The sequence below is a fragment of the Nocardioides daphniae genome, assembly GCF_004777465.1.
Lineage (GTDB): Bacteria > Actinomycetota > Actinomycetes > Propionibacteriales > Nocardioidaceae > Nocardioides > Nocardioides daphniae.
The window spans coordinates 1152203-1177632 of record NZ_CP038462.1; the positions used below are offsets into that span (position 1 = coordinate 1152203).

The 25430-nt window shown below is 71.9% G+C and carries 19 protein-coding genes and 3 pseudogenes; 17 read left to right on the forward strand and 5 right to left on the reverse strand.

Annotated features, from left to right (window positions below):
* Window positions 1–332 precede the first annotated feature (332 nt).
* Together E2C04_RS05695 and E2C04_RS05700 are read right to left on the reverse strand one after the other, a co-directional pair.
* Window positions 333–497: a YfeC-like transcriptional regulator gene (locus E2C04_RS05695; protein WP_135831884.1), complete on the reverse strand. Its 165-nt coding sequence runs from the start codon at window positions 495–497 to the stop codon at window positions 333–335.
* A 100-nt stretch (window positions 498–597) separates the two neighbouring features.
* Complete coding sequence (locus E2C04_RS05700; protein WP_135831885.1) at window positions 598–2262, reverse strand: MFS transporter; 1665 nt, start codon at window positions 2260–2262, stop codon at window positions 598–600.
* Between the two features lie 172 nt (window positions 2263–2434).
* Here E2C04_RS05700 and ligA point away from each other — a divergent pair, with 172 nt between their 5' ends.
* Window positions 2435–4537, forward strand: a complete 2103-nt coding sequence (gene ligA, locus E2C04_RS05705) for an NAD-dependent DNA ligase LigA (RefSeq protein ID WP_238694440.1) — start codon at window positions 2435–2437, stop codon at window positions 4535–4537.
* Window positions 4538–4550: 13 nt separating this feature from the next.
* Here the strand turns inward: ligA and E2C04_RS20725 are convergent, their stop codons facing one another.
* Together E2C04_RS20725 and E2C04_RS21830 are read right to left on the reverse strand one after the other, a co-directional pair.
* Window positions 4551–4967, reverse strand: coding sequence for a GDSL-type esterase/lipase family protein (locus E2C04_RS20725; protein WP_170213531.1), 417 nt, complete (start codon window positions 4965–4967; stop codon window positions 4551–4553).
* A gap of 64 nt (window positions 4968–5031) precedes the next feature.
* Window positions 5032–5553, reverse strand: a pseudogene (locus tag E2C04_RS21830) (GDSL-type esterase/lipase family protein); the annotation flags it as partial.
* An 87-nt stretch (window positions 5554–5640) separates the two neighbouring features.
* On the opposite strand from E2C04_RS21830, the gene gatC reads away from it, so the two are divergent.
* The 8 genes and pseudogenes from gatC (at window position 5641) to E2C04_RS19360 (ending at window position 15471) form a co-directional block, all read left to right on the forward strand.
* The gene (gene gatC, locus E2C04_RS05715; protein WP_135831888.1) at window positions 5641–5940 is read left to right on the forward strand and encodes an Asp-tRNA(Asn)/Glu-tRNA(Gln) amidotransferase subunit GatC; all 300 of its coding nucleotides are present in this window, start codon (window positions 5641–5643) and stop codon (window positions 5938–5940) included.
* On the forward strand, window positions 5937–7466 hold the full coding sequence (gene gatA, locus E2C04_RS05720; protein ID WP_135831889.1) for an Asp-tRNA(Asn)/Glu-tRNA(Gln) amidotransferase subunit GatA: 1530 nt from the start codon (window positions 5937–5939) through the stop codon (window positions 7464–7466). The genes gatC and gatA overlap by 4 nt, the downstream gene beginning before the upstream one ends.
* Window positions 7463–8980, forward strand: coding sequence for an Asp-tRNA(Asn)/Glu-tRNA(Gln) amidotransferase subunit GatB (gene gatB / locus E2C04_RS05725; RefSeq protein WP_135831890.1), 1518 nt, complete (start codon window positions 7463–7465; stop codon window positions 8978–8980). The genes gatA and gatB overlap by 4 nt, the downstream gene beginning before the upstream one ends.
* A 354-nt stretch (window positions 8981–9334) precedes the next feature.
* Window positions 9335–10942 (forward strand): prenyltransferase/squalene oxidase repeat-containing protein, encoded by a 1608-nt coding sequence (locus E2C04_RS05730; RefSeq protein ID WP_135831891.1) that lies wholly within the window; start codon window positions 9335–9337, stop codon window positions 10940–10942.
* Window positions 10939–11709 carry a hypothetical protein gene (locus E2C04_RS05735; protein ID WP_135831892.1) on the forward strand — a complete coding sequence of 257 codons (771 nt, stop codon included), beginning with the start codon at window positions 10939–10941 and terminating at the stop codon, window positions 11707–11709. The genes E2C04_RS05730 and E2C04_RS05735 overlap by 4 nt, the downstream gene beginning before the upstream one ends.
* A 121-nt stretch (window positions 11710–11830) precedes the next feature.
* Window positions 11831–12532 (forward strand): annotated as a pseudogene (locus tag E2C04_RS21835) (CbiQ family ECF transporter T component); the annotation flags it as partial.
* A gap of 481 nt (window positions 12533–13013) precedes the next feature.
* Window positions 13014–14631, forward strand: a pseudogene (locus E2C04_RS21840) (ABC transporter ATP-binding protein).
* A gap of 453 nt (window positions 14632–15084) precedes the next feature.
* Window positions 15085–15471, forward strand: coding sequence for a hypothetical protein (locus E2C04_RS19360; protein ID WP_238694442.1), 387 nt, complete (start codon window positions 15085–15087; stop codon window positions 15469–15471).
* Between the two features lie 12 nt (window positions 15472–15483).
* Here E2C04_RS19360 and E2C04_RS05760 read toward each other — a convergent pair whose 3' ends face one another.
* Entirely contained in the window at window positions 15484–16662 is a 1179-nt protein-coding gene (locus E2C04_RS05760; protein WP_135831895.1) for a PQQ-dependent sugar dehydrogenase, read from the reverse strand.
* A 308-nt stretch (window positions 16663–16970) separates the two neighbouring features.
* On the opposite strand from E2C04_RS05760, the gene E2C04_RS05765 reads away from it, so the two are divergent.
* The 8 genes from E2C04_RS05765 (at window position 16971) to E2C04_RS19365 (ending at window position 24443) form a co-directional block, all read left to right on the forward strand.
* A complete protein-coding gene (locus E2C04_RS05765; RefSeq protein WP_135831896.1) occupies window positions 16971–17990 on the forward strand; it encodes an ATP-binding cassette domain-containing protein in 1020 nt (339 codons plus the stop codon).
* A complete protein-coding gene (locus tag E2C04_RS05770; RefSeq protein ID WP_135831897.1) occupies window positions 17987–18814 on the forward strand; it encodes an ABC transporter permease in 828 nt (275 codons plus the stop codon). Before E2C04_RS05765 ends, E2C04_RS05770 begins: the two co-directional genes overlap by 4 nt.
* A gap of 217 nt (window positions 18815–19031) precedes the next feature.
* On the forward strand, window positions 19032–19910 hold the full coding sequence (locus tag E2C04_RS05775; protein ID WP_238694443.1) for an LLM class flavin-dependent oxidoreductase: 879 nt from the start codon (window positions 19032–19034) through the stop codon (window positions 19908–19910).
* 91 nt (window positions 19911–20001) lie between these two features.
* Entirely contained in the window at window positions 20002–21684 is a 1683-nt protein-coding gene (ilvD, locus tag E2C04_RS05780; protein WP_135831898.1) for a dihydroxy-acid dehydratase, read from the forward strand.
* A 120-nt stretch (window positions 21685–21804) separates the two neighbouring features.
* Window positions 21805–22536 carry a hypothetical protein gene (locus E2C04_RS05785; RefSeq protein WP_135831899.1) on the forward strand — a complete coding sequence of 244 codons (732 nt, stop codon included), beginning with the start codon at window positions 21805–21807 and terminating at the stop codon, window positions 22534–22536.
* Window positions 22536–22835: a hypothetical protein gene (locus tag E2C04_RS05790; RefSeq protein WP_135831900.1), complete on the forward strand. Its 300-nt coding sequence runs from the start codon at window positions 22536–22538 to the stop codon at window positions 22833–22835. The genes E2C04_RS05785 and E2C04_RS05790 overlap by 1 nt, the downstream gene beginning before the upstream one ends.
* Window positions 22832–23206 (forward strand): cadherin repeat domain-containing protein, encoded by a 375-nt coding sequence (locus E2C04_RS05795; RefSeq protein WP_135831901.1) that lies wholly within the window; start codon window positions 22832–22834, stop codon window positions 23204–23206. Before E2C04_RS05790 ends, E2C04_RS05795 begins: the two co-directional genes overlap by 4 nt.
* Window positions 23207–23303: 97 nt before the next feature.
* Window positions 23304–24443, forward strand: a complete 1140-nt coding sequence (locus E2C04_RS19365; RefSeq protein ID WP_135831902.1) for a cadherin repeat domain-containing protein — start codon at window positions 23304–23306, stop codon at window positions 24441–24443.
* Window positions 24444–25430 lie beyond the last annotated feature (987 nt).

Consider the following 25430-nt stretch of genomic DNA (forward strand, 5'->3'; position numbering starts at 1 on the left):
GTCGGGTCGAGTGGGGGAGCGCGTCGCGCGCCATGGCTCAGGGCGACGCAGCACGTGTTCGGTTGGGTGGCTGCCTTCGGTGCCATCGGCGTCGCCTGGTAGTGGGGGGGGTCGGCTTCGACGAGGCAGAGACCTACGGAATGGCCACGCGGGCGACAAACCTCAGGATGGTGGCGCACTTCTGGATCGCCGTGAGTGGTCTCGGGGGTCTCGCGGCCACGCTGGCTGTGGGCGCCCTCGCTGCTCGCCGACCGGGCAGAGCTGACGCTCCTGACCACGACTGACCACGGAGAGTCTTGGTGACCTGCCGGGGCCGTCGGACCCGTCGGGTGTCAGCCACGGAAGTGTTCGCGCACCTGAGCAGCCTGTTCGGTCGTGAGTTGCCAGCGCGCGTAGGGGACAGACTGCCAGCCCTGGGCACGCAGCCACTGACGAATGGTTCTGTCGCTGACTCCCAGGTCGCGCGCCAGCTGCTGAGGAGTGATCGGCTCAGTCATGGACCGAACCTAGTGGGCCGAAGGAGGGCCCGTCGGCTGTCTCGCGGCGAAAGACAAGAAGCCCCGGGCAACCGCCCGGGGCCCCTCGCACCAGCTCAGGTCAGACCGCAGCCGTCTCCGGCGCAGCCTCCTCCTCGCCACCGCGGCGCTTGCGCACCTGGCCGAGCTCCTCGGGCTGCACGCGCATGAACGACACCATCACGATCGAGGCCACGATCATCAGGCCGGCGGCGGCCATGAAGGCGGCGGTTGCGCCCTCGGTGAACGAGGTCTGGAAGAGGACCGTGTCGAGCATCGACTGCCCGGCCCCCGGCACCACCGCGTCCGGGTCGATGCCGCGGGCCTCGAGCAGGCTGCGTACCTCCGGCGTCACCGCCTCGGAGCGGTCGTTGATGAAGTGCAACGACACGGTGCTGAGCAGTCCGAGGCCGAAGGCGCCACCGATCTGGGTGACCGTGTTGAGCACCGACGAGCCGACGCCCTGGTCCTCGTCCTTGATGTTGTGGATCGCGGTGAGCGTCATCGGCACGAAGACCAGACCCATGCCCAGGCCCATCAGTGCCAGGAACGGGAAGAGGTCGGCGAGGTAGGTGAACGAGTCGCCGCCGACGCCCTCGCCGGCCAGCGTACGAGCGACCGCGTGGGCGGGGGAGTCGTCGACCGTGTAGAACGAGAAGCCGAAGAGGCCGCCCGCGGCGAACAGGGTGCCGGCGCCGGTGATCCACCGGATCGAGAAGCGCGTCACCAGCTGCGAGGCGACGATCGTGCCGACCATGACCGACATCGAGAACGGCAGGAACGCCAGCCCGGCCTTGAAGGGCTCGTAGCCGACGATCCGCTGCACGAACTGGCCGTTGAAGTAGAACATCGACATCATCGCCATCGAGGCGAAGAGCATCGCGGCGAACGAGGTGCCACGGGTGCGGTCCTTGATGATGCGCAGCGGCAGCAGCGGGTGCTCCACGCGCTTCTCGATGACCATGAAGACCACGATGAGGGCGATGCCGAGCAGGCTGAAGATGATCGTCTCCGGGTGCGTCCAGCCGCCGTCCGCGTCGCCGGCCTTGGTGAGCCCGTAGACCAGCGCGAACATGCCGAGCGTGCCGGTCAGCGCGCCCGGGATGTCGAGCGGGTTGCGGTTGCGGGCCGACTCGGCCAGCCAGCGCGGCGCCAGCAGCGCGGCGACGAAGCCGATCGGGGCGTTGATCAGCAGGGTGAGGCGCCAGCCGGTGACCTCCAGGCCGAAGATCGAGTCGATGCCGGTCAGCCAGCCACCCACCAGCAGTCCCATCGCGGCGCCGATGCCGGACATGGCGGCGTAGACGCCCATCGCCTTGTTGCGCGGCGGGCCGGCAGGGAAGTTGGTGGCGATCAGGGCCAGCGCGGCGGGCGAGGCGAGCGCGGCGCCCACGCCCTGCAGACCGCGGGCGAAGAGCAGCATCCAGCCCTCGGTCGCGAAGCCGCCGAGCAGCGACGCGGTGCCGAAGATGACCAGGCCGATGGTGAACGTGCGACGTCGCCCGAGCATGTCGCCGAGGCGACCACCGAGGATGAGCAGACCACCGAAGGTGAGGGCGTACGCCGTCACCATCCAGGTCAACGCGGACTGGCTGAGGTCCAGGTCGCGCGCGACGTGCGGCAGAGCGATGTTGGTGATGGTCGCGTCGAGCACGAGCATCAGCTGGACGACGGAGATCAGGACCAGCGCCTTGCGCAGGCTGACGCCGGCTGCGGAGGCGCCGGAGTCGGGGAGGGAGGTGCTCATCGATGTCCTCGGTCAAAGGTGGAGACGGCCGAGTGCGGCCTTCTGCATGCTAGGTGCTCGCTCCCCGCCGTGAGGCAGATGGTCGGACATCCTGTACAGGAAAGAGATGTACGCCTCCCTCCCGCGGGAGGTCTCTCGAATACTGTCGGCGCAGCCGGGCAGGATGGACCCCATGAGTGGTGACGAGGTGAAGGCGGCGACGCCCGAGGCGCGCGAGCGCCACCAGGTCCTGTCCGAGGAGGTCGAGGAGGCGCGCTTCCGCTACTACGTGCAGGACCGGCCGACCCTCTCCGACGCTGACTTCGACGCCCGCATGCGCGAGCTCGAGGCGCTCGAGGAGGAGTTCCCCGAGCTCCGCACGCCCGACTCCCCGACGCAGAAGGTCGGGGGAGCGGTCTCCACGGAGTTCACCTCCGTCGACCACCTCCAGCGCATGGAGTCGCTCGACAACGCCTTCACCGAGGAGGAGCTGACGAGCTGGTACGACCGCATCGTGCGCGACGGCATCACCTCGCCCGCCCTGCTCTGCGAGCTCAAGGTCGACGGCCTCGCGATCAACATCCTGTACGAGGACGGCCGCCTGGTCCGGGCCCTCACCCGCGGCGACGGGCGTACGGGCGAGGACGTCACGCCCAACGTCCGCACCATCGACTCCATCCCGCACCGGCTCACCGGCACCGACGAGTTCCCGGTGCCGCGTCGCGTGGAGGTACGCGGCGAGGTCTTCCTGCCGGTCGAGGCCTTCGAGCGGCTCAACGCCTCGATGCTCGACGCCGGCAAGCCTGCCTTCGCCAACCCGCGCAACGCCGCCGCCGGCTCGCTGCGCCAGAAGGACCCGCGCGTCACCGCGACCCGAGCCCTCGGCATGGTCTGCCACGGCATCGGTGCCCGTGAGGGGTTCGAGCCGAAGACCCAGTCCCAGGCGTACGAGGCCCTGGCGGCGTGGGGCCTGCCGACCTCCGACCGCGTGCGCGTGCTCCCTGACCTGAAGTCGGTCCGCGAGTTCATCGTCGACTACGGCGAGCGGCGCCACGAGGTCGAGCACGAGATCGACGGCGTCGTGGTCAAGGTCGACGACGTCGCCTCCCCAGCGTCGCCTCGGCTCCACCAGCCGCGCCCGCGCTGGGCGATCGCGTGGAAGTACCCGCCGGAGGAGGTGCACGCCAAGCTGCTCGGCATCGAGGTCAACACCGGCCGCACCGGACGCGTCACCCCGTTCGGCCGGATGGAGCCCACCAAGGTGGCCGGCTCCACCGTCGAGATGGCCACCCTGCACAACTTCTACGAGGTCAAGCGCAAGGACGTCCGCCCCGGCGACACCGTCATCCTGCGCAAGGCCGGCGACGTCATCCCCGAGATCCTCGGCGCCGTCCCCGAGCTGCGTCCCGAGGGCCTGCCCGAGTGGGTGCCCCCGACGCACTGCCCGGCCTGCGGCACCGAGCTGGTCGAGCAGAAGGCCGGCGACAAGGACCGGCGCTGCCCCAACCACCGCTCCTGCCCCGCGCAGCTGATGGAGCGCGTCTTCCACGTCGGCTCCCGCGGCGCCTTCGACATCGAGGGACTCGGCTACGAAGCGGCCCGCGCCCTGCTCGACGCCGGGGTCCTCACCGACGAGGGCGACGTCTTCGCGCTCACCGAGGACGACCTCCTGCGCACCGGGCTCTTCACCCGCGCCGCGAAGAAGGGGGAGGAGGGGCGTCAGCTCACCGCCAACGGCCGCAAGCTCCTCGACAACCTGAAGGTCCGCACCCACGCCCCGCTGTGGCGGGTGCTGGTCGCTCTCTCGATCCGGCACGTCGGCCCGACCGCGGCCCGGGCGCTGGCCACCGAGTTCGGCACGATGGAGGCGATCCGGGCGGCGGACGAGGAGACCCTGGCCGGGACCGAGGGCGTCGGCGGGATCATCGCCGCCTCCGTCCGCGAGTGGTTCGACGGCCCCGAGGCCGAGTGGCACAACGGCATCGTCGACAAGTGGGCCGCGGCCGGCGTCACCATGGCCGACGAGCGCGACGAGTCAGTCCCGCGCACCCTCGAAGGCCTGACCGTCGTCGCCACCGGGTCGCTGGTCAACTTCACCCGCGACTCCGTCAAGGAGGCGATCATCGCCCGCGGTGGCAAGGCCGCCGGCTCGGTGTCGAAGAAGACCGACTACGTCGTGGTGGGGGAGAACGCCGGCTCCAAGGCCGACAAGGCCGAGCAGCTCGGCCTGCGCATTCTTGACGAGGACCAGTTCGTGACCCTTCTCGAGGAGGGACCTGCCGGGCTCGGCGACTGAGCGCTGGGCACCCTCAGAAGCCCAGCGCCTCCAGCACCAACCCCGCGACCGCCTGCTGGCCCTCCGCGAACGGGTGGAACTGCAGCGCCCGCGAGAAGTCCGTCTCCGGTCCGTTGACCCACGGCTCGTCGGAGCAGATCTCGTGGCCCTCGCTGGCCTTCCACAGATCGACCAGCTCCACGTCGGTCGCCTTCGCGGCCTGGCGCAGCGCCCGGTCGAGGCGCTCGGCGACCTGACGGGCGTACGCGTTGTCCCCACGCGCCAGCAGCAGCGACTCGCAGCCCTTCTCGGGCGTCAGCTGCGGGTAGTTGACGAGCACGATTCGCGCCTGCGGGCTGCGCTCGCGCACCTCCTCGACGACCGCGCGCACCCTGCTGCGTACGCCCCAGCGCCGACAGCAACGTGTCGCGTCCGCCGCGACGCAGCGCAGCCCGGCACGGCGAGCCCTGCGGGTCGCGCACGGCGAGCTGGGGGCAGCGGCCGGTCAGCGTGCCGAAGACGTCGAAGTCGTTGCCACCGATCCCGATCGTGACCAGGTCGGTCTCCGGGGTCAGCGCGTCGAACTGCGGCGCGACCCGCTGCTGCAGCACCGTCGTCTGCGGCCTCGTCATGTGCGTGGTGTCCGCGCCCGAGCAGCTCACGTCGACGAGCTCCGGGCCCGGCTGGTTGCCGGCGGCGTCGCGCAGTGCGGCCGCGACCAGCGACGGATAGTTGCTGGTCGAGCGGTAGCAGCCCTCGGCCTCCACCGCGTCGGGCACGAACGGAGCGGCCGTGAAGGAGTCGCCGAGCGCCACGTAGCGCGAGGGGACGTCGGCGCTGCTGACGCCGTCCACCTCGTCGACGGCGTCGTCCACGGCCGAGCAAGCACCCAGCAGCGTCAGTGCCACCAACGCCGCACCCGTGGAGAGGGCGCGACGGCGGCGCGCGGGCGCCGGGCGCGGTGCTCGGGTGCGGGTCATCGTCTCCCTCTCGTCGGAGGGACGAGCGTACGTCCGGGTCCCACACCGTGGACGCATCGACCGGGTCAATAGGATGGGGCGTGACCTCGTCCGTACGCCGATCAGCGGACGCAGGATCCCTCGTTTCGTAGGTTAGGAAAACCATTGCCCGAGATCACCCGCGACGAGGTCGCGCACCTGGCCAACCTGGCCAGGATCGACCTCTCCGACGCCGAACTCGACCACCTCGCTCCGCAGCTGAACGTGATCCTCGAGTCGGTCGCCTCGCTGAGCGACGTGGTGAGTGCCGACGTGCCGCCCACCTCGCACCCGCTGCCGCTGACGAACGTCTTCCGTGAGGACGTCGTACGCCCCGGCCTCACCGCCGAGCAGGCGCTGGCCGCCGCCCCGGCGAGCGAGCAGCAGCGATTCATGGTTCCGCGCATCCTGGGAGACGAGCAGTGACCGACTGGACCCGCAAGACCGCCGACGAGCTGGCCCAGGCCCTCGCCGCCGGTGAGGTGACGAGCGTCGAGCTGACGCAGGCACACCTCGACCGCATCGCCGCCGTCGACGGCAACGCCGACGCCGGCATCCACGCCTTCCTCCACGTCGACGCCGAGGGCGCGCTCGCCCAGGCGAAGGCCTCCGACGAGCGCCGTGCCGCCGGCACCCCCGCCTCGTACCTCGACGGCGTGCCGATCGCGGTCAAGGACGTGCTCGCCACCGAGGGCGTCCCGACGACCGTGGCCTCCAAGATCCTCGAGGGCTGGATCCCGCCCTACGACGCGACCGTGGTGAAGAAGCTGAAGGAGGCGGGCCTCCCGATCCTCGGCAAGACCAACATGGACGAGTTCGCGATGGGCTCCTCCACCGAGCACTCCGCCTACGGCCCGACCCGCAACCCCTGGGACCAGACCCGCATCCCGGGCGGCTCCGGTGGTGGCTCGGCGGCCGCGGTGGCCGCCTTCGAGGCGCCGCTCGCGCTCGGCACCGACACCGGCGGCTCGATCCGCCAGCCCGCGGCCGTGACCGGCTCGGTCGGCGTGAAGCCGACCTACGGCGGCGTCTCGCGCTACGGCCTCGTCGCGATGGCCAACTCGCTCGACCAGGTCGGCCCGGTCACCCGCACCGTGCTCGACTCGGCGCTGCTCCACGAGCTGATCGGCGGCCACGACCCGCTCGACTCGACCTCGATCGACGCGCCCGTGCCCGCTTTCGCGGACGCCGCCCGCCAGGGTGCCGCCGGTGACCTGAGCGGCCTCAAGGTCGGCGTCATCCGCGAGCTCCAGGGCGAGGGCTACCAGCCCGGCGTCCAGGCCCGCTTCGACGAGTCGCTCGACCTGCTGCGCGCCGCCGGCGCCGAGGTCGTCGAGGTGTCGTGCCCCAACTTCGTGCACGCGCTGGCGACCTACTACCTGGTGATGCCGTGCGAGGCGTCCTCCAACCTCGCCAAGTTCGACGCCATGCGCTACGGCCTGCGGGTCACCCCCGACGGCGACCCGAGCGCCGAGGACGTCATGCGCGCCTCGCGTGACGCGGGCTTCGGAGACGAGGTCAAGCGCCGCATCATCATCGGCACGTACGCCCTCTCGAGCGGCTACTACGACGCCTACTACGGCCAGGCGCAGAAGGTCCGCACGCTGATCACCCAGGACTTCGAGGCCGCCTTCGCGCAGGTCGACGTCCTGGTCAGCCCCACCTCGCCGACCACCGCCTTCAAGCTGGGCGAGAAGCTCGACGACCCGATCGCGATGTACCTCAACGACCTCGCGACCATCCCGGCCAACCTGGCCGGCGTGCCCGGCATCAGCCTGCCCAACGGCCTGGCCGACGAGGACGACCTGCCGTCGGGCTTCCAGATCCTGGCGCCGGCGACCGAGGACGTCCGGCTCTACCGCGTCGGCGCCGCCCTCGAGGCCGCGCTGGAGAAGAACTGGGGCGGTCCGTTGCTCGACCGCGCCCCCGAGCTGGAAGGGGTCAGCGCATGAGCGCCGCGACCGCCAAGCTGAAGACCTTCGACGAGGCACTCGCCGCGTTCGACCCGGCGCTGGGCCTCGAGGTCCACGTCGAGCTCAGCACGAACACCAAGATGTTCTGCGGCTGCCCGACCGAGTTCGGCGCCGAGCCCAACACGCAGGTCTGCCCGACCTGCCTGGGCCTGCCCGGCGCCATGCCGGTCGTCAACGGCAAGGCCGTCGAGGCCGCCATCCGCATCGGCCTGGCGCTCAACTGCGAGATCGCCGAGTGGTGCCGCTTCGCCCGGAAGAACTACTTCTACCCGGACATGCCGAAGAACTTCCAGACCTCGCAGTACGACGAGCCGATCGCCTTCGAGGGCTACATGGACGTCACCATCGAGGGTGACGACGGCGAGCCCGAGATCTTCCGCGTGGAGATCGAGCGCGCCCACATGGAGGAGGACACCGGCAAGTCGCTGCACGTCGGTGGCGCCACCGGCCGCATCCACGGGGCCGACTACTCGCTCGTCGACTACAACCGTGCCGGCATCCCGCTCATCGAGATCGTCACCAAGCCGATCACCGGCGCCGGGGCCAAGGCACCTGCCGTCGCCCGGGCGTACGTCGCCCAGCTGCGCGACCTGATCGTCGCCCTCGGCGTCTCCGACGCCCGCATGGACCAGGGCTCGATCCGCGCCGACGTCAACCTCTCGCTCGCCCCCAAGGGCGCCGAGAAGCTCGGCACCCGCACCGAGACGAAGAACGTCAACTCGCTGCGCTCGGTCGAGCGGGCGGTGCGCTACGAGATCCAGCGCCACGCGGCGATCCTCACCGACGGCGGCTCGATCCTCCAGGAGACCCGCCACTGGCACGAGGACACCGGCGTCACCACGTCGGGTCGCGAGAAGTCCGACGCCGAGGACTACCGCTACTTCCCCGAGCCCGACCTGGTGCCCGTCGCCCCGTCGCGCGAGTGGGTCGAGGAGCTGCGCGGCACCCTGCCGGAGAACCCGACCGTCAAGCGGGCCCGCCTGCAGGCCGACTGGGGCTTCACCGACCTGGAGATGCGCGACACCATCGGTGCCGGCGCCTTCGGCCTCGTCGAGCAGACGGTCGCCGAGGGGTGCGCCCCGCAGGCCGCCCGCAAGTGGTGGCTCGGCGAGATGGCCCGTCGCTCCAACGAGAGCGGCGTCGAGATCAGCGAGCTGGGCATCACTCCCGCGCAGGTGGCGAAGATCCAGGCGCTCGTCGACGCGAAGACGATCAACGACAAGCTGGCTCGCCAGGTCATCGAGGGCGTCCTCGCGGGCGAGGGCTCGCCCGAGGAGGTCGTCGAGAAGCGCGGCCTGGCCGTGGTCTCCGACGACGGCGCCCTCTCGGCTGCCGTCGACAAGGCGATCGAGGCCAACCCCGACGTGGCCGACAAGATCCGTGACGGCAAGGTCGCTGCGGCCGGTGCCCTCATCGGTGCGGTGATGAAGGAGATGCGCGGGCAGGCCGACGCCGGCCGCGTGCGCGAGCTGATCATCGAGAAGCTGTCCTGACCCACGGCGTACGCACGCCCTGACCCCTGCGGTCCGCAACTGCCGAGCTGATGCCCCGACACCCCGGTGCCGGCCGCATCAACTCGGCAGTTCTCGTTGGGGGGGACGACAAGTCGGCGGCGGACCCGATCGGGGGTACAGTGCTGCCTTCGTGGCGACCGCCGCGACACCTGCACGCCCGTCACGGGGAAAGCCGGTCCAAGTCCGGCGCTGACCCGCAACCGTGGGCACGGAGAGATCCGTGCGAGCCGGAACGCCTGTGACGACGCGTCCGAACAACACACGCTGTCGTGGAAAGCAGCGGGTTCGACTCCATGACGGAGTGTTCCCGCTGGTGCAGCGGGAAGGACTGACATGCTTCGCAGCACGCGCACCCGCGCCGCGTTCGTCGCGGCCACCGCCCTCGTCGTCACCGGCCTGGGGCAGGTGCCGGCCCAGGCGGCCACCGACTCCTCCCCGGCGCAGCTCGCCGGGACGTGGATGACGGGCAACCTCAACGGTGACGGACTGCTCACCGGGGCGTACGCCGACGACAAGGGTGAGACCCAGACGTTCACCGACTACGGCAGCAGCGTCGACCTCGCGCTCTCCCTGGACGCCGTGGGGGGCGACGCCGCGACCGTCACCCGCATCACCGACGCGATCGCAGCGCAGGTCGGCGACTACACCGCGCCCTGGGGCGACGTGTACGCCGGCTCCTCGGCCAAGGCGATGACCCTTGCGGTCAGCCAGGGACGCGACCCGCGCACCTTCGGAGGCCGCGACCTGCAGGCCCAGGTCGAGGGCAGGGTCATCACCACGGGTGCCTCCACGGGGCGCATCGAGGACCTCTCCGCCTGGGGCGACTACGCCAACAGCATCGGCCAGGCGTTCGCCGCCCGTGCGCTGACCGCCGCCGGATCGAGCCTGGCCGACGAGGCGACCGACTACCTGCTGCTCCAGCAGTGCGACGCGGGCTTCTTCCGCCTCGACTTCACCAAGGACAAGGCCGCGGCCGACCAGACCTGCGACGGCGCCTCCGGCGCGGTCGACGCCGACGGCCCGGACGTGACCGCGCTGGTCGCCCTGCAGCTGGCGGCCATCGAGTCGCCCGACGCCGACGTGACCGCTGCGCTCGCCGACGCGAAGACCTGGCTGGCCGCCCAGCAGGCGGCCGACGGTGGCTTCGGCAGCACTGACAACGGAGCCAACGCCAACAGCACCGGCCTGGGCGGTTGGGCGCTCGCCGAGCTCGGTGACACCGCTCGGGCGACGAAGGCCGCGACCTGGCTGCGCGCCCGTCAGGTCGTCGGGGCCTGCGACGGCAAGCTGGCCCCCGAGACCGGCGCCATCGCCTACAGCGACGAGGCGCTCGCCGCCGGCCGCAAGGACGGCATCGCCGACCCGCTCGACCGCGTGCAGTGGATCATTGCCGGCGCCCAGGGCCTGGCAGGTCTCGCCTCGGCGCCCGCCACCAGCGCCAAGGACAAGGTCACCGCGCCCCGGTTCGCCAAGGCGGGCTCGAAGGTCACCTTCACCGTCACCGGCCTCGCCGCCGGTGAGCGCGGTTGCCTCAGCGGTGCCGTCGGCACCCGCACCCTCGTCGGCACCGGCTCGGCCCTCAAGGCTGTCGCCACCCTCAAGGCGGGCACCCGCAGCGTGACGCTGCGTACGGCGACCGCCACCGGCACCAGCAGCGTCACCGGCACGGTCACCGTGCTCGGCAAGAAGAAGCTCAAGGTGAGCCTCGCCAAGAAGCAGGTCAAGCGCAACGCCAAGGTCAAGGTCACCGTCAAGGGCCTGGCCCGCGGCGAGAGGGTGACCGTCAAGGTCCGCGGCAAGAAGGTCGCCACCGGCACCGCCAACGCCAAGGGCGTCCTGGTCCGCACCGTCAAGGTCGGCAAGGCCCGGGGCGTTGCGAGGGTGGCCGTCCAGGGGCAGTACGCCACGCGTACGGGCACCGCGAAGATCCGGGTGCGATGAGCCCGACCTCCCCCCGGAGGCGTCTCGCCGGGTCCGTCGCCGCACTCCTCGTGGGTGCGGCGGCGGGCGTCGGCCTGCTGGCCCCCGCACCCGCCCACGCGGCGGCGTGCAGCGGCGCCTCGGGCGTCACCGTGGTCGTCGACTTCGCCGAGCTCGGGGAGGGGGTGACCGCCGGGTGCGCACCCGACGGCGGGCGCGCCCGGGGGCTGTTCACCGCCGCGGGCTACACGCTGACCACTGCCACCAAGGCGCCCAGCTTCGTCTGCCGGGTCAACGGCCTGCCCGCCTCCGACCCGTGCGTCGACGCCGCACCGCCGGACGCGTACTGGAGCCTGTGGTGGGCCGACGGCAAGGGCGGCTCGTGGGTCTACGCCTCGCTGGGCGTCGACGCCCTCAAGATCCCCGACGGCGCCTACCTCGCCTTCTCATGGCACCAGGGCAGCGGCAAGGCCCAGCCGCCCTCCACCGTGCCGGTCTCGCGCACCGAGCCAACGAAGAAGCCGGCCCCCAGCCGGAAGCCCGCGCCGAAGCCGGCCCCGACGAAGAAGGGCGGCGGCAGCACGTCCGGCCCCGCCCCGACCGCAGCGCCGACGAACGTCCCGGGAGCCCCGGACGCCACTGCCTCCGGCACGCCGACCGCCTCGGCCTCCGCGTCACCCACCAACAGCGCCTCGCCGAGCGCCGACGAGCCGACCCCGGGGAGACCTTCTCGGTCGACCCCGACCTCCCAGCCGACCAGATCACGGCCGGCCCCGAGGACACCGTGACCGTCGCCGACGACGACGTCACGGGTCTGCCCGGCTGGGTCGCGCCCGTGGTCGTGCTGGTCCTCCTGGGCGCCGGCGTCGCCGTCGTCCTCGTCCGTCGACGGCAGGTCTGAGCGCGGTCATGACCGTCGTCGCCGACGCCACAGCACACGCCCGGGGCCATGCCCCCGCCCGCCGGGTGCGGTTCCCCCGTGAGCTGCACCCGGTGGCGTGGTGGATGTGGGCGGCCGGCGTCGCGGCGGCGGCCTCCAGCACCACCAACCCGTTGCTGCTGGCGCTGCTCATCGCGGTGACCTGGCTGGTCGTGGTGAGCTGCCGTGGTGACGGCACGTGGGCCCGCTCGTTCAAGCTCTACCTGTGGCTCGCGGTGCTCACGGTCGTGATCCGGATCTTCTTCCGCGTGCTGCTCGGCGGCACCGACCAGGGCCACGTCATGCTCCACCTGCCGACGATCCCGCTGCCGCACTGGGCGGCGGGCATCCAGCTGCTCGGGCCGGTGACGCGGGAGCAGGTGCTCGCCGGGCTGTACGACGGACTCCAGCTCGCCGCCATCCTGGTCGCCTTCGGTGCCGCCAACGCGCTCGCCAACCCCAAGCGGCTGCTCAAGACCCTGCCGCCCGCGCTCTACGAGATCGGCAGCGCCCTCGTCGTCGCCGTCTCGGTGCTGCCGCAGCTCGTCGACAGCGCGCGCCGCGTCAAGCACGCGCAGGAGCTGCGCGGCGGCGTGGAGGGCCGGATCCGAGGGATGCGCCGCCTGCTCGTGCCGGTGCTCGAGGACGCCTTCGACCGCTCGCTCGGGCTGGCCGCCGGCATGGACGCCCGCGGCTACGGCCGCTCCGGCGACCTCGACCGGCGTACGCGCGTGGTCACCGGCACCCTGATGGTCGCCGCCCTCATCGGCACCTGCGTCGGTGTCTACGGCTTCCTCGACCGGACCACCCCCCGCTGGCTCGGACTCCCGATGCTGGCCGTGGGAGCGGCCTGCGCCGTGGCCGGCATGACGAGCGCGGGGCGTCGGGTCCGACGCACCCGCTACCGCCCCGACCGCTGGCAGGGCCCGGAGATCGCGATCGCCGCCAGCGGCGTCGTGGCCGCGACCGGCGTGTGGTGGGTCGCGACCTCGACCATGACCGTCGCCCACCCGGGCGTGACCGGGGTGCCCACGCTGACCCTGACGGCGCTGCTGGCACCGTTGGTCGCACTGGTGCCGCTGCTCGCGGCGCCACCGCCCCTGACGGTGACCACCCGCCAGCCCGCCAGCACCCACACCCCACCGCCAGCCCCACCAGAGAGGAAGGACCGTCGTGATCGCACTGCGTGGCATCGAGTTCGGCTACGACGACCAACCCGTCCTGGCCGGGGTCGACCTCGAGATCGAGGAGGGCGAGCTCGTCCTCCTCGCCGGCCCCACCGGGTCGGGCAAGTCGACGCTGCTCGGTGTCGTCACCGGGCTGGTGCCCACCTACTCCGGCGGCACGCTGCGCGGTGACGTCACTTGGGACGGCGAGAGCATCCTCCACCTGCCGGCCCGGGAGCGTGCCGGACGGATCGGCTTCGTCGGCCAGAACCCGGCCGCCTGGTTCGTCACCGACACGGTGGAGGAGGAGCTGGCCTACGCCATGGAGCAGCTCGGCCTGCCGGCCGCCACCATGCGCCGCCGTGTCGAGGAGACCCTTGACCTGCTCGGCATCGCCGACCTGCGCCACCGCGACCTGCGCACCCTGTCGGGCGGGCAGCAGCAGCGCGTCGCGATCGGCGCCGTGCTGACGATGCATCCGCGGCTGCTGGTGCTCGACGAGCCGACCTCGGCCCTCGACCCGACCGCTGCCGAGGACGTGCTCGCCACGCTCACCCGCCTGGTCCACGACCTCGGCGTCTCGGTGCTGCTGGCCGAGCACCGCATCGAGCGCGTCGTCCCCTTCGCCGACCGGATGGTCCTGGTGCGCGGCGACGGCACCGTCGAGGTCGACGTGCCGCAGGTGGTGCTCGAGCGCTCACCGATCGCGCCGCCGCTGGTCGACCTGGGCCGCTCGGTCGGCTGGAGCCCGCTGCCCCTCACCGTCCGCGAGGCGCGCCGGCGGGCTGCTGCGCTGCGTACGCCCCTCGCGGAGGCCCTCGAGGTGCCTGCGACCGCGCCCACCGACCAGCCCGCGCCCACGGCACGCCGTGCTCGAGGCCCGCGGGCTCTCCGTCGCGCACCGCACGACACCGGTGCTCGACGGCGTCGACCTGGCCCTGCACGCCGGCCACGTGACGGCGCTGATGGGACGCAACGGCGCCGGCAAGTCGACCCTGCTGTGGACGCTGCAGGGACGGTTGGCCCGCGTCGGCGGGACGCTGCTCAACGCCGGGCGTGACCCGCACGCCGTGGCCCGCGACGAGCGTCGGACACTGACCGGGATGGTGCCGCAGAGCGCCGCCGACCTGCTCTACCTGGAGAGCGTCTCCGAGGAGTGCGTGGCCGCCGACGCAGCCGCCGACGCCGAGCCCGGGACCTGTCGTGCGCTGCTCGACCGGCTCGTGCCCGGCCTGGACGACGAGAGCCACCCGCGCGACCTCTCCGAGGGGCAGAAGCTGGCGCTGGCGGTCGCCGTCGTGCTGACCACCCGCCCCGCCGTGCTGCTGCTCGACGAGCCGACCCGCGGCCTGGACTACCCGGGCAAGGCGGCGCTGTCGACGATCCTGCGTGAGCTGGCCGGCGAGGGCCACGCCGTGCTGGTGGCCACCCACGACGTCGAGTTCGTGGCGCTCACCTGCGACCGCGTCGTGGTGCTCGCCGAGGGTGAGGTCGTCTCCTCGGGCCCGACCCGCGAGGTGGTGGCTGAGTCGCCCTCCTTCGCGCCGCAGGTGACCAAGGTGCTGGGCCCGCCGTGGCTGAAGGTGGCCGAGGTCGAGAAGGCGTTGCAGGGGAGCCTGGCGTGAGCACGACCTCGACCCGGGCGGGGGAGGCGCTGCACGTGCCCGACCCGCGGATGCGGATCGGGCCGCGCTCGGCGCTGGTGCTCGTGCTGGTCTCGGTGGTCGGCCTGATGATGCTGGGCTGGCCGCTGATCCTCGACGCCCCGGCCGACGGGGCCCGGGTCGACCCACCTTTCCTCTTCGTGGCGCTGCTGCCGCTGCTGCTGGTGATGGTGCTGGCCGAGATGACCGAGGGCGGCATGGACGCCCGCACGCTGGCGCTCCTGGGGCTGCTCTCGGCGATCAACGGCGTGCTGCGCGGGCTCGGTGCCGGCGTCGCCGGGGTGGAGCTGATCTTCTTCCTGATGGTGCTGGCGGGGCGGGTCTTCGGGCCGGCCTTCGGCTTCGTCCTCGGCTGCACGTCGCTCTTCGTCTCGGCCCTCTTCACCGCCGGCATCGGGCCCTGGCCCCTTCCAGATGCTGGTGGCCGGCTGGGTCGGGATGGGCGCCGGCCTGCTGCCGCGCCGTCCGCGCGGTCGCGCCGAGGTGGCGATGCTGGTCGTCTACGGGGTGCTGGCGGCCTACGCCTACGGCCTGCTGATGAACCTGTGGGGCTGGCCGCTGGCGCTGGGCATCGAGGTGCCCGGCTACGAGGCGACCGAGCTCTCCTTCGTCTCCGGGGCGCCGCTGCTGGAGAACCTCAAGCGCTTCGGCCTCTACACGCTGGTCACCTCGACGGGCGGCTGGGACACCGGCCGAGCCGTGACCAACGGGCTGATGATCGCGCTGGTCGGGCCCGCCGTGCTCAGCACGCTGCGCCGGGCCGCCCGCCGCGCCGTCGTGCAGCGGGTCCCGGCCTCCTGACCGCGGGCCGGGTCACCGGCGTACGCGCAGGATCCGGTCGTCGTCGGGCGCCGGGTCGCCGCGCCCGTCGTGGTTGGAGGTGGTGACCCAGAGGCCGTCCTCGGCCGCGACGACGGTGCGCATCCGGCCGTACTCGCCGACGAAGTGGGCCGTGCTGTCGACCTCGTCGCCGTCGACCGTGACCTGCCACAGCCGCTGGCCGCGGAGTGCGCCGAGCCAGAACGAGCCGTCGGCCCAGGCCAGCCCGGAGGGGGAGGCCTCGTCGGTGCTCCAGACCGCCACCGGGTCGGTGAGCCCGCGGCCCTCCCCGCCCCGGGCCATCCCCTCGACCTGCGGCCAGCCGTAGTTGGCCCCGGCCTCGATCCGGTTGAGCTCGTCGAAGGAGTCGGCGCCGAACTCGCTGGCGTACAGCTGTCCCTGGTCGTCCCACGCCAGCCCCTGCACGTTGCGGTGGCCGATCGAGTAGACCGGGGAGCGGCCGAAGGGGTTGTCCGGGGCGGGGCGCCCCTCGGCGGTGATCCGCAGGATCTTGCCGGCCAGCGACGTCTCGTCCTGCGCCAGCTCGGGCTCGCCGGCGTCGCCGGTGGAGACGTAGAGGTAGCCGTCGGGGCCGAAGGCGATCCGTCCGCCGTCGTGGTAGTCGGCCCGCGGGATCCCGGTGAGCACCGGCTTCCACGGGCCGAGCCGGTCCCCGTCGAAGGTGGCGGTGAGGACCCGGTTGTCCTCGCCGGTGGTGACGTAGACGAAGACCCGCTCCACGCCGGCCTCGGCCAGCGAGGCGATGCCCAGCAGGCCGCCCTCGACGCTGGGCCCCTGGCCGGGATCGGTGCGGACGACGCCGAGGTCGGTGGTCGACCACGACCGGTCCTTGCCCTGGCCCTCGTCCGGGGTCAGGTGCAGCACCTTCCACGAGTCGCGCTCGGTGACCAGCGCGGAGCCGTCGGCGAGGAAGGTGACGCCCCACGGCACCCGCAGGCCCTCGGCGACCGCACCGCGTACGCGTGGCTCGCCGGCGCTGGTCGACCCGTCGGGGGAGGCAGTGGGCGAGGGAGTGGGGGAGGCCGACTCCTGGACGGTCGGCGTCTGCACGCCGTCGGGGCCGTCACCCTCCGTGTCGCCGCACGCGGCGAGGAGGGGCGCCACCAAGCCGACCGCGACCACCGCGGAGAGTCGGCGTCGGGAGCTGCGCATGGGGGACCTCCGGGCTCGATGGCGACGATCGACGTGAAGTCAGCGTAGCCACGGCGCCTGAGAGGCCTCTGAAATGCAAATCGCCCCGGCCCTCCCGCTCACGTCATTGTGGACGGGGGACCGGGGCGGCCCTTGCAGGGAGCCCTGCGGAAGACACTAGGAATGCCGCGCGTCACACGCGTCACGCTCGTGTGACATCTGTGTGAACGATCGAGGGCCGTCCCGGGCACCCGAAAAACCCCTGTCGCACCGTCGGCGCCCGGGCGTACGGTGGGGAACCGGACGCGTTCGTGCGGACTGGGGGAGACATGACGGATCCGAGTGCCGGGCCAGCCATCCAGGCCATCGACCTGGTGAAGCACTACGGCGACACGGTCGCCGTCGACGGGGTGAGCTTCAGCGTGCCCCGCGGCACGGTGATGGGCCTGCTCGGCCCCAACGGTGCCGGCAAGACCACGACGGTGCGGATGATGACCACGCTGACGCGCCCCACCAGCGGCACCGCCCGGGTGGCCGGTCACGACGTGGTCCGTGAGCCCGACGCGGTGCGCCGGTCGATGGGCCTGACCGGCCAGACCGCGACGGTCGACGAGCTGCTCACCGGCACCGAGAACATCGAGCTCGTCGGGCGGCTCTACGGCCTGGACCGGGCGACCGTGCGTCGCATCGGCGCCGACCTGCTCGAACGTTTTTCGCTCACCGACGCCGCCAAGCGGGTCGTGAAGACCTACTCGGGTGGCATGCGTCGACGCCTCGACCTGGCGGTGAGCCTCGTGGCGACGCCGCCCGTGCTCTTCCTGGACGAGCCCACCACCGGCCTCGACCCACGCTCGCGCGTCGAGCTGTGGGACGTGCTCCGCGGGCTGGTCGACGACGGGACGACGCTGCTGCTGACCACGCAGTACCTCGAGGAGGCCGACCAGCTGGCCGACGAGATCGTGGTGATCGACCACGGCGGGATCATCGCGCAGGGCACCCCGCTCCAGCTCAAGGACGACTCGGGGCGGGCGGCGCTGGTGGTCACCGTCTCGCGCGCCGAGGACCTCGAGCGGGCCGAGGGGCTGCTGCGCACGGTCGGCAGCGAGGTGCACGTCGAGGCGGCCTCCCGCCGGCTGACGTCGCCCGCCCAGGGGCTGGGGGACGTCACCGCGGTCGCGGCTGCCTTCGAGCACAGCGGCATCGAGCTGGACGACCTGGGCCTGCAGCGCCCGAGCCTCGACGACGTCTTCCTGCACCTCACCGGGCGCCGGGCCGAGGACGACCGCAACGACGGTGCGCCCGACGACGGACCGGCCGACCGCCAGAGCCACCTGGAGGCGAAGCGATGACCGCCCTCGAACGCCCCGCCATCCGGCACACCTCGCTGGCCCGGCAGTCGTGGGCGATCACCCGACGCAACCTGATCCACATCCGCCGGATGCCGGAGATGCTGCTCGACGTCACGCTGCAGCCGGTGATGTTCGTGCTGCTCTTCGCGTACGTCTTCGGGGGCGCGATCTCGGTCCAGGGGGCCGCCGACGGCTACCGTGAGTGGCTGCTCGGCGGGATCATGGCGCAGACCATGGCCTTCGCCTCCTTCATCGTCGCGGTCGGGCTCACCGCCGACATCGACAAGGGGATCGTCGACCGGATGCGGTCGCTGCCGATCCACCTCGGGGCCGTCCTGGTGGGGCGCAGCCTGTCCAGCCTGGTGCACTCGTCGCTCGGCATCGTGGTCATGAGCTTCACCGGGCTGGTCGTCGGCTGGCGGATCCGCGGCTCGCTGCTCGACGCGGTGACGGCCTACGGACTGCTGGTGCTCTGGGCCTTCGCGATGATCTGGATCGGCATCCTGGTGGGGTCGACGATGCGGTCGGTGGAAGCCGTCAACGGCGTGATGTTCACCGTGATGTTCCCGCTGACCTTCCTCTCCAACGCCTTCGCCCCGACCGAGCGGATGCCCGAGGTCCTGCGGGTGGTCGCCGAGTGGAACCCGATCTCCGCGCTGGTCCAGGGCGTGCGCGAGCTGTGGGGCAACACCACGCCGGTCGCCTCCGACGCCGCCCTGCCGCTGCAGCACCCGGTGCTGGCGACGGTGCTCTGGTGCATCGGCATCACGGTGCTCGTCGCCCCGATGGCGTTGCGCGCGTTCAAGCGTCGTACGCAGGACTGACGGCGTGCGGGACGCGTCCGCCAGACCGGGGGACATCTCGGGAACAAAGCGACTGGTTGATGGTTGAACCAACCATGAAGAAGCTGGGATTCCTCAACTTCGGACACTGGTCCGACTCGCCCCACTCGCAGGTGCGCAGTGCTGCCGACACCTGCTCCAGTCGATCGACCTGGCGGTCGCGACCGAGGAGCTGGGTGGCGACGGCGCCTACTTCCGGGTGCACCACTTCGCCCGCCAGCTCGCCTCGCCCTTCCCGCTGCTCGCGGCGGTCGGGGCGAAGACCGAGCGGATCGAGATCGGCACGGGCGTCATCGACATGCGCTACGAGAACCCGATGTACATGGCCGAGGACGCAGGCGCCGCCGATCTGATCTCGGGCGGCAGGCTCCAGCTCGGCATCAGCCGGGGATCACCGGAGCAGGTCGTCGACGGCTGGCGCTACTTCGGCTACGCCCCTGCCGAGGGCGAGGACCACGCCGGGATGGCGCGCCGCCACACCGAGGTGCTCCTCGAGGTGCTCAAGGGGGAGGGGTTCGCCCAGCCCAACCCGCGACCGATGTTTCCCAACCCGCCGGGCCTGCTGCGGGTCGAGCCGCACTCGCCGGGCCTGCGCCAGCGGATCTGGTGGGGCGCCGCCTCGGAGGCGACCGTCCGGTGGACCGCCCGCATGGGGATGAACCTGATGAGCTCCACCCTGGTCGCCGACGAGACCGGTGAGCCCTTCCACGTGCAGCAGCGCCGCCAGATCGAGGCGTTCCGCGAGGAGTGGGCGGCCGCCGGCCACGACTGGGAGCCGCGGGTCTCGGTGAGCCGGTCGATCATGCCGATCACCACCGACCTCGACCGGGCGTACTTCGGCGGCGACGCGGAGAGCCGTGACCAGGTCGGCCAGATCGAGCCGCAGCTGCGTGCGGTCTTCGGGCGCTCGTACGCCGCGGAGCCCGACGTGCTCGTCGACCAGCTCGCCGGCGACGAGGCGCTGCAGCTCGCCGACACGGTGCTGCTGACGGTCCCCAACCAGCTGGGCGTCGACTACAACGCCCACCTGCTGGAGTCGCTGATCACCCAGGTGGCGCCCGGCCTCGGCTGGCGCTGAGCCGCCCTCGCGCGTCCGCGCCCGGTGCCCACCTCCCTGCGGGGATGGGCACCGGCCTGACGGCCCGCGCGCGCGGACTACCATCGCTCCCATGAGCGACGCCCCCGACATCAAGCCCCGGTCCCGCGACGTCACGGACGGCATCGAGAAGGCCGCCGCCCGCGGCATGCTCCGCGCGGTCGGCATGGGTGACGACGACTTCGCCAAGCCGCAGATCGGCGTGGCGTCGTCGTGGAACGAGATCACCCCCTGCAACCTCTCCCTCGACCGGTTGGCCAAGGCCGTCAAGAACGGCGTGCACGCCGCTGGCGGCTACCCGCTCGAGTTCGGCACCATCTCCGTCTCCGACGGCATCTCGATGGGCCACGACGGCATGCACTACTCGCTGGTGTCGCGCGAGGTCATCGCCGACTCGGTCGAGGTCGTCATGTCGGCCGAGCGCCTGGACGGCTCCGTCCTGCTGGCCGGCTGCGACAAGTCGCTGCCCGGCATGCTCATGGCCGCTGCCCGCCTCGACCTCTCCAGCGTCTTCCTCTACGCCGGCTCGACGATGCCGGGCAACGTCGACGGCAAGGACGTCACGATCATCGACGCCTTCGAGGCCGTCGGCGCCTGTCTGGCCGGCAAAATCACCGAGGACGAGGTCAAGAAGGTCGAGAAGGCCATCTGCCCCGGCGAGGGCGCCTGCGGCGGCATGTACACCGCCAACACCATGGCCTCCATCGGTGAGGCACTCGGCATGAGCCTGCCCGGCTCCGCCGCCCCGCCGGCCGTCGACCGTCGTCGTGACGGCTTCGCGCACCGCTCGGGCCAGGCGGTCGTCAACCTGCTCAAGCACGGCATCACCGCGCGCCAGATCATGACCCGCGAGGCCTTCGAGAACGCCATCGCCATCACCATGGCGCTCGGCGGCTCCACCAACGCCGTGCTGCACCTGCTGGCGATCGCGCGTGAGGCCGACGTCGACCTCGAGCTCGCCGACTTCAACCGCATCGGCGACCGTACGCCGCACCTCGCGGACATGAAGCCCTTCGGCAAGTACGTGATGACCGACGTCGACAAGATCGGCGGCATCCCGGTCGTGATGAAGGCGCTGCTCGACGCGGGCCTGATGAACGGCGACGTGCTCACCGTGACCGGCAAGACGCTCGCCGAGAACATCGAGGACCTCAACCCGAAGGCCGTCGACGGCAAGGTGATCCTCCCGGTCTCCTCGCCGATCCACAAGGACGGTGGCCTGACCATCCTCGAGGGCTCGCTGGCCCCCGAGGGCGCGGTCATCAAGTCGGCCGGCTTCGACGCCGAGGTCGTGACCGCGACCGCCCGCGTCTTCGACCGCGAGCGCGCCGCGCTCGACGCGCTGGCCGAGGGCAAGATCGTCAAGGGCGACGCCGTGATCATCCGCTACGAGGGCCCCAAGGGCGGCCCCGGCATGCGCGAGATGCTCGCGATCACCGGCGCGATCAAGGGCGCCGGCCTCGGCAAGGACATCCTGCTGATCACCGACGGCCGCTTCTCCGGCGGCACCACCGGTCCGTGCATCGGCCACGTCGCCCCCGAGGCGTCGCACGGCGGTCCGATCGCCTTCGTCCAGGACGGCGACCAGATCACCCTGGACATCCCGAACCGCTCGCTCGAGCTGCACGTCGACGCCGAGGAGCTGGCCCGTCGCCAGGAGGGCTGGGAGCCGCAGCCGCCGAAGTTCACCCACGGCGTGCTGGGCAAGTACTCCAAGCTGGTCCAGTCCGCCAGCCAGGGTGCCGTCCTCTTCTGACCTGCACCGATGGACTAGGTCCAAAAAAGTACGACGTATTAGGCCCGTTCCGGGGACACCCGGAGCGGGCCTCGTGCATGCTGCGCGGTGGGGACTCGTCAGACCACAGAAGGTTCACGCATGCCGCAGCGCCGTACGTCCATGTCGATCCGCGCCCTGACAGCACCGGCCGTGCTGCTGGCGATGGTCGCCTCCGCCTTTGCCGTCCTCCCGGCGGCCACCGTCGAGGCGGCCGTGCCGGTGGCCGACAGCCCGGCCGCGATCGAGCCGCAGCCCGAGTACGGGCCCGGGCGCCTCAAGAACGCGACCCCGATGACGCAGGGCTGCGTCGTGAAGAAGTCGCGGGTGGTCAAGCACCTCAAGAAGGGCGCGAAGTGCGCCCCCGGCAGCACCAAGGTCGAGTTCAAGGTCAAGGTCCCCACCCAGCTCTGCCTCATGCCCGGCGGCGTGCTCAAGTCCTTCGGTTCGTTCCGTACGTGTGACGCCCGCGGCGGCTTCAGCCAGCGCGGCCTGGCCAACAACAAGACCCTCTTCTGCGCCGTCCCCGGCAAGCAGGTGCGGTGGGCGCCCAAGCCCAAGAAGTGCGTACGCCCCGAGAAGTCGTGGACGCTGCGCAACCACCACCCCGTCTCGCTCACCCTCGGCGGCGGCATCGTCGACGAGAACGCCGGCAAGGACGCGGTCGTCGGCACGCTCCACACCGTCGACATCGACCCCGGTGACGTGCAGCGCTACAGCCTGGTCGCCGGCGCCGGCTCCACCCACAACTCGCTCTTCCGGATCGCCGACGGACGGCTGCTCGCCGCGCCGACCTCGACCACGAGGCGGGGGAGACCCTCAAGGTCCGCGTGATGGTCCGCGACTACCGTCGCGGCAAGCTGGTCCGCCCCTTCACCGTCACCGTGGCCGACGTCAACGAGGCGCCCCGCGACCTCGCCCTCGACCGCACCGAGGTCGCCGAGAACGCGCCGTCGGCACCCAGGTCGGCACGCTCAGCGCCTCCGACCCCGACGACGGCGACACGCTCACCTACGCCCTCGACGGCTCCGCCCTCGACAACGACGACTTCGAGGTCGACGGCGCCCGCCTCCTCACCGCGGCCTCGTTCGACCACGAGGCGACCCCGCAGCGGTCGGTCCGCCTCACGGTGACCGACCGCGGCGGCCTGACCCGGACCACCGACGTGACGATCGCCGTCACCGACGTCAACGAGGCCCCGACGGCGCTGGCGCTGAGCCGCAACATCGTCGTCGAGAACGCCCCCGCCGACACGGTGGTCGGCACCATCGAGGTCACCGACCCCGACGCAGGCGCCCCGTACCGCTTCCAGGTCCTGCCCGGCGCCGACGGTGACGACTTCGCGGTCCGCGGCGACCAGCTCGTCAGCAGCCGCCCCTGGACCACGAAGAGCAGGAGACCCGCACCGTCCGGGTCGAGGTCACCGACGCCGAGGGCGTCACCTTCTCCGCCCCGCTCCGGGTCCGCGTCACCGACGTCAACGAGGCGCCCACCGCGCTGGTGATCGCCGGCGATGAGGTCGCCGAGAACGCACCCGCCGGCACGGTCGTCTCCACGCTGACCGGCTCCGACCCGACGACGGTGACACGCTGTCGTACGCCTTGGCCACCGGCGCTGGCGACGGGGACAACTCCCTCTTCCAGGTCGTCGGCGACGAGCTGCGCGTCAAGCAGCCGCTGGACCACGAGGCCGCCGCCACCCGCAGCGTCCGGCTCAAGGTCACCGACGCCGCCGGCCTCACCTTCGAGCGCACCCTCACCGTCGACGTCACGGACGTGAACGAGGCTCCGACCGGCCTGCGGATCAGCAGGGCCGACGTCGACGAGAACGTCGCCCTGCGCACCGTGGTCGGCCGGCTCGCCGCCGACGACGAGGACGCGGACGACACGCAGACCTTCTCGCTGGTGACCGGCACCGGCGACGCCGACAACGCCTACTTCGCCGTCGACGGCACGCAGCTGGTCACCGCCCGCGCGCTCGACCACGAGGCGGCCGACACCCGCAGCGTCCGCGTGCGGGTCACCGACGCCGCCGGCGCGACCCACGAGCGCGCCCTCGTCATCACCGTCAACGACCTCAACGAGGGCCCGCGCGACCTGGCCCTCGACGTCGACGAGGTGGAGGAGAACTCCGCTGTCGGCACCGTCGTCGGTTCCTTCTCCGCGAGCGACGAGGACGACGCCGACTCGCTCACGTACGCCCTCGTGCCCGGCGCGGGCGACGGCGGCAACGCCCTCTTCGACGTCGACGGCGACGAGCTCGTCGTGGCGGGTGCCCTCGACCACGAGGCCGCCGGCTCCCACAGCATCCGTGTGAAGGTCTCCGACGGAGCGGGGGAGCAGGTCACCCGGACGTTCACGATCACCGTCCTCGACGTCAACGAGGCGCCCTTGGCGCCGACGCTGGGCGACGACCGCGTCCGCGAGGACGCCCCCGCCGGCACCGTCGTCGGCCGCTTGGCGAGCACCGACCCCGACGGTGACAGCCTCACCTACGCGCTGGCCACCGGCCCGGGACGACGACAACGACGACTTCGAGGTCGTTGGCGACGAGCTGCGTACGAAGCGGGCCCTCGACTTCGAGGCCCGACGCGACCTGAGCGTGCGGGTCCGGGTCAGCGACGGATCGCTCTTCGCCAGCAGCGCCTTCGACGTGACCGTGGTCGACGTCGACGAGGCGCCCACCGCCCCGGCACTCGACAACTCCGACGTCGACGAGAACGTCACCGGTCTCGTCGGTGAGCTGTCCGCCACCGACCAGGAGGGCCAGCCGCTGACCTTCTCCCTGGCCACGGGCGCGGGCGACACCCACAACCACCAGTTCGACGTGGTCGGCACCGAGCTGCGTACGAAGGTCGGGCTCGACTTCGAGGCCGGCGCCACCCGCTCCGTGCGCGTCCTGGTCACCGACGGCACCAACCCGGTCCCCAAGGTCGTCGAGGTCACCGTCAACGACGTCAACGAGGCGCCCTTCGACCTGGTCCTGGACGGAGCCGAGGTCGCCGAGAACGTCACCGGCGTGGTCGGCACCCTCTCGGCTGACGACGTGGACGCGGGTGACGCGCTCACGTTCGCGCTGGTCACCGGCACGGGGGACACCCACAACGCCCAGTTCGAGGTCGTCGGCGACGAGCTGCGTACGAAGGCTGGCCTGGACTTCGAGGCCGGCGCGACGCGCTCGGTGCGTCTCCAGGTCTCCGACCGCGCTGGCCTCACCGCGACGAAGGTCGTCGAGGTCACCGTCACCGACGTCAACGAGAGCCCTGGCCAGCCCGCCCTGGACAACGACGACGTCGGCGAGAACGCCGCGGACGCCTTGGTCGGCACCCTGTCGGCCTCCGACCCCGACGCGCGTACGACGCTGACCTTCAGCCTGGTCGCCGGCGCAGGGGACGCCGACAACGCCCTCTTCACGGTGGTCGGCGACGAGCTGCGCACCCGCAGCGGGCTCGACTTCGAGGTCGCCGCCACGCGCAGCGTGCGGGTGCTGGTCAGCGACGGGGCACTCACCGCCTCGCGCCAGCTCACGATCACCGTCAACGACCGCAACGACGCCCCGACCGGCATCGCGCTCACCCCGAGCACGGTGGCGGAGAACGCCGCCGACACCGTCGTGGGCGCCCTGGGCGCCGACGACCAGGACGGTGACACCCTCACCTGGTCCCTGGTCAGCGGCACCGGTGACGCCGACAACGCGGCCTTCGCCGTCGACGGCGACGAGCTGAAGAC

Bases quoted from the DNA above. Each gene is read 5' to 3' on its own strand.
- E2C04_RS05695 (WP_135831884.1), bottom strand. From the start codon at position 497: ATGACTGAGCCGATCACTCCTCAGCAGCTGGCGCGCGACCTGGGAGTC.
- E2C04_RS05700 (WP_135831885.1), bottom strand. From the start codon at position 2,262: ATGAGCACCTCCCTCCCCGACTCCGGCGCCTCCGCAGCCGGCGTCAGC.
- ligA (WP_238694440.1), top strand. From the start codon at position 2,435: ATGAGTGGTGACGAGGTGAAGGCGGCGACGCCCGAGGCGCGCGAGCGC.
- gatB (WP_135831890.1), top strand. From the start codon at position 7,463: ATGAGCGCCGCGACCGCCAAGCTGAAGACCTTCGACGAGGCACTCGCC.
- E2C04_RS05730 (WP_135831891.1), top strand. From the start codon at position 9,335: ATGCTTCGCAGCACGCGCACCCGCGCCGCGTTCGTCGCGGCCACCGCC.
- E2C04_RS05735 (WP_135831892.1), top strand. From the start codon at position 10,939: ATGAGCCCGACCTCCCCCCGGAGGCGTCTCGCCGGGTCCGTCGCCGCA.
- E2C04_RS19360 (WP_238694442.1), top strand. From the start codon at position 15,085: ATGCTGGTGGCCGGCTGGGTCGGGATGGGCGCCGGCCTGCTGCCGCGC.
- E2C04_RS05760 (WP_135831895.1), bottom strand. From the start codon at position 16,662: ATGCGCAGCTCCCGACGCCGACTCTCCGCGGTGGTCGCGGTCGGCTTG.
- E2C04_RS05765 (WP_135831896.1), top strand. From the start codon at position 16,971: ATGACGGATCCGAGTGCCGGGCCAGCCATCCAGGCCATCGACCTGGTG.
- E2C04_RS05770 (WP_135831897.1), top strand. From the start codon at position 17,987: ATGACCGCCCTCGAACGCCCCGCCATCCGGCACACCTCGCTGGCCCGG.
- ilvD (WP_135831898.1), top strand. From the start codon at position 20,002: ATGAGCGACGCCCCCGACATCAAGCCCCGGTCCCGCGACGTCACGGAC.
- E2C04_RS05785 (WP_135831899.1), top strand. From the start codon at position 21,805: ATGCCGCAGCGCCGTACGTCCATGTCGATCCGCGCCCTGACAGCACCG.
- E2C04_RS05790 (WP_135831900.1), top strand. From the start codon at position 22,536: ATGGTCCGCGACTACCGTCGCGGCAAGCTGGTCCGCCCCTTCACCGTC.